Raw genomic sequence first — 3,954 nt, 5'->3', positions numbered from 1 at the left:
TCCACCTGCGTTTTGAAGCCGACCCGCTGGTGCTGCTGGAGCAACACGGCCACGTGCCCCTGCCCCCCTACATCACGCACGCCGACGATGCCGATGACGTGCGCCGCTATCAGACCGTGTTCGCGTCGCAACCCGGCGCTGTGGCCGCCCCGACCGCCGCCTTGCACTTCGACGAGGCCGTGCTGGCGCGATTGGCCGCCAAAGGCATCCGCACTGCCGAGGTGACCCTGCACGTGGGCGCCGGCACCTTCCAGCCCGTACGCACAGACAACCTGGCCGAGCACAAGATGCACAGCGAATGGTTCAACGTGCCCGAATCCACCGTGGCGGCCATCGAAGCCACCAAGGCGGCAGGTGGCCGCGTGGTCTCCGTGGGCACCACCACCTTGCGTGCGCTGGAATCGGCAGCCCTGAACACCCCTGAAGGCCATATCCTTCAGGCCGGCAGCCGAGACACGGCCATCTTCATCACCCCAGGCTTCCAGTTCAAGGTGGTGGATGTGCTGGTCACGAACTTCCACCTACCCAAAAGCACCCTGATGATGTTGGTCAGCGCGCTAGCGGGCTATGAGCATGTCAAACAGATCTATCGACATGCCATCGCACAGCGATACCGCTTCTTCAGCTATGGCGATGCCATGCTGATCCAACGATAAACAACACATCATGGGAATGAACCTTGACCTCCTCGCAGCATCCAGGCTCAGACGCTTGCTGGCCTGGCTGATCGGGTTCTCGCTGTGGCTGACAAGTGCGGCCTGGGCCGAGAGCAGCTTCGTCATGGACCAGGCCACGTTGTCGCCAGGTAGCTGCGCCGAGCAACAAGAAGGCCGCACGGTCAAGCTGCCGGATGACTGGAAGGCCATGGGTATGAAACCCCCGGCTGTCGGCTGTTATCGGGCTCGCCTGTACATGCCGCGCTCGCCCGTTGTGCCATGGGCGCTGCGCATTGACCGGCTGCCGGGCAACCACCGCGTCACCGTCAACGGCATCCAACTCAGTACACGGCACATGGAAGGACAAGCCATCACCAGCATGGCCACCCTGCCCTACCTGATCGAGCTGCCCGTCAACGTGCTGCTGGCCGGAGACAACGACATCGAGATCGATGTGCGCATGAACCCCTTCCGCAAGCCTGGCATCGCGCCGATGCAAGCCGGCCCGCTGAGCGACATGCGTGATGACTTCGACCGCTGGGTCGGCCTGACGGTCGACCTGCCCCAGACGCTCAACATGTCTGTAGCTGGCATGGCGCTGTTTCTGCTGCTGGCCTGGCGCGCACGACCACGCGATGTGATCTTCGGCTACTTCGGCTGTCTGATGCTGGTCATGTGCGGCCGCAATGCGCTGTACTTCGTCGAAACCATCAACTGGCCTGCGCCCGTGGTGGATTGGTTCTTCTTCGCGGCACAAGCCGTGAGCACCTACTACGTGGCATTGTTCGGCCTGAGCTACGCCAACATCTCGCTCACCAGGCTGCTGTGGCCATTGCGCCTCATGGGTTTTGGCTTCCCCGTCATCGGCCTGCTGGCCATGGGCACGCCGTATCTGGACACATTGCGCCTGGTGGCCTACCCCATCCTGATGGTTTGCGGCATCCTGGTTGTGGTGCGTGTGGTGCTCACCGCCTGGACACGCCATTGGCTGGAAGCCATCGCGATGACGCTGGGCCCGGTGGGCACCTTCATCAGCGTGGCGCACGACTACCTCTTCCTCACGCCCTATCTGGACGTGACCTCGCTGTACTGGACGCCCTACTGCGTGCCCATCATCTTCCTGGGTTTTGCGCTCACGCTGATGAGCAAGTTCATCGAAGCCATGAACCTGGCCGAGCGCATGAACATCACGCTGGAAGAACGAGTCGCCGAGCGCACCCGCGCCCTGGAGGCGGCCAACCAGTCCAAGACGCGCTTCCTGGCCGCTGCCAGCCATGACCTGCGCCAGCCGACTGCCGCCATCGGCCTGCTGGTCAGTCTCTTGCGACAACAGGCCAAGGAGCCCGAGGTCAAGGACCTGACCAACATGCTGGACGAGGCTGTCGCCTCCATGGAATCGCTGCTCGTTGGTCTGCTGGACATCTCCAAGCTGGACGCTGGTGCGGTCAAGCCCGAGTTCCAATCGGTCGGGCTGCACGACGTGTTCCAGGCCGTGCGCGTGCACGAAAAGAGCGCCGCCGACGGCAAGGGCCTGCGCCTGCGCTTCAGGTTGCCTCGCGGCCCCAACGGTGCGCAACTGATGGTGCTGACAGACCCCATGCTGCTGCACAGCGTATTGCGCAACCTGGTGGCCAATGCCATCCGCTACACACAAAGTGGCGGCGTACTGGTAGCGGCGCGCCGACGTGGCAAACACCGCCTGCGCATCGAGGTCTGGGACACCGGCATCGGCATCGCCCCCGATCAGCTTGACCGCATCTTTGAAGAGTTCTACCAGGTCGGCAACTCGGCGCGAGACCGCAATCGCGGCATCGGCCTGGGCCTGGCCATCGTGCGCCGCACGGCGTCCATCCTGGGCGAGCAGGTATCGGTTCGATCCCGCGTGGGCCGAGGTTCATGCTTTGCCATCGAGCTGCCGCTCAACCTCGTTGCCCACAAGCGCGTTGAAGTGGTGGAGGCGCCCACTCAGCCTCTGGCCGGCCGCGTGATCTGGCTGGTTGAAGACGACATGCTGCTGCGCCGCGCCATTGGCGAGATGCTGCACAGCTGGGGCGCCCGCACCCGATCCTGGCCTGATGGTGAATCGCTGCTGGATGAACTCCCCACCATCATGGAGAACAGCGATGACGAAGATCTGCCCGACACGCTGATCACCGATTACCGCTTGCCCGGCATCAATGGCCTGCACCTGGTGCAGACGCTGGGTGTGCACATGCGCGCCCATGGCAAGAACCTGCAAACACTGATCATCTCGGGCGACACCGACCCCGCCGAGATCGCCCGCCTGAGCGCCTCGGGCCTGGAAGTCCTGTCCAAACCATTCCGCAGCGAACGCCTGCTGGAGCGGCTCAACGCCAGGCGCACGACGGTCGCCATGGCCTGACGATGCGCTGCTGAACACCCACACACCATGCTGACATTCGATCTCATCAAGACAGAAGGCGAAGCCCGACGCGGCCGCCTCACGCTGAACCACGGCGTGGTCCAGACCCCCATCTTCATGCCCGTGGGCACCTACGGCACGGTCAAGGGCGTGATGCCACGCTCGCTGGAAGAGATGGGCGCGCAGATCATCCTGGGCAACACCTTCCACCTGTGGATGCGCCCCGGCCTGGACATCATGAAGCAGTTCGGTGGCCTGCATAAGTTCGAGAGCTGGAACAAGCCCATCCTGACGGACTCGGGCGGCTTTCAGGTGTGGTCGCTGGGCGAGATGCGCAAGATCAGCGAAGAAGGCGTGCGCTTTGCCTCGCCTGTCAATGGCGACAAGCTGTTCCTCACGCCCGAGATCAGCATGCAGATCCAGACCATTCTGAACTCGGACATCGTCATGCAGTTCGACGAGTGCACGCCTTACTGGAAGGGCGACAAGTCGCTGGGCCACATCACCACCGAAAGGGAAGCCCGCCTGTCGATGGAACTCAGCCTGCGCTGGGCCAAGCGCTGCATCACCGAGTTCGACAAGCTGCAGAACCCCAATGCCCTGTTCGGCATCGTACAAGGCGGCATGTTCCCCAACCTGCGCGAAGAATCGCTGGCCGGCCTGGTGGACCTGAACTTGCCTGGCTATGCCATCGGCGGCGTGAGCGTGGGCGAACCCAAGGACGAGATGCTGCGCGTGATGAACCACATCACACCCAAGCTGCCCGCCAACAAGCCGCGCTACCTGATGGGCGTGGGCACACCGGAAGACCTGATCGCCGGCGTGGCCACGGGCGTAGACATGTTCGACTGCGTGATGCCCACGCGCAATGCACGCAATGGCCACCTGTTCACACGCTATGGCGACCTGCGCCTG

The 3,954-nt window shown here is 63.3% G+C and carries 3 protein-coding genes; all 3 read left to right on the top strand.

The features are described from left to right. On the top strand, window positions 1-656 hold a 656-nt coding region (gene queA, locus EPO09_RS18880; protein WP_290645534.1), incomplete at its 5' end, for a tRNA preQ1(34) S-adenosylmethionine ribosyltransferase-isomerase QueA. A 10-nt stretch (window positions 657-666) separates the two neighbouring features. Further along, complete coding sequence (locus EPO09_RS18875; protein ID WP_290645532.1) at window positions 667-3,039, top strand: ATP-binding protein; 2,373 nt, start codon at window positions 667-669, stop codon at window positions 3,037-3,039. A gap of 27 nt (window positions 3,040-3,066) precedes the next feature. Then, window positions 3,067-3,954: tRNA guanosine(34) transglycosylase Tgt (tgt, locus tag EPO09_RS18870; protein WP_290645530.1), on the top strand; the 888-nt coding region annotated here is incomplete at its 3' end.

It is taken from the genome of Aquabacterium sp. (assembly GCF_004297345.1).
Classification (GTDB): Bacteria; Pseudomonadota; Gammaproteobacteria; order Burkholderiales; family Burkholderiaceae_C; genus Aquabacterium.
This window is presented reverse-complemented; position numbering and strand designations above follow the sequence as displayed.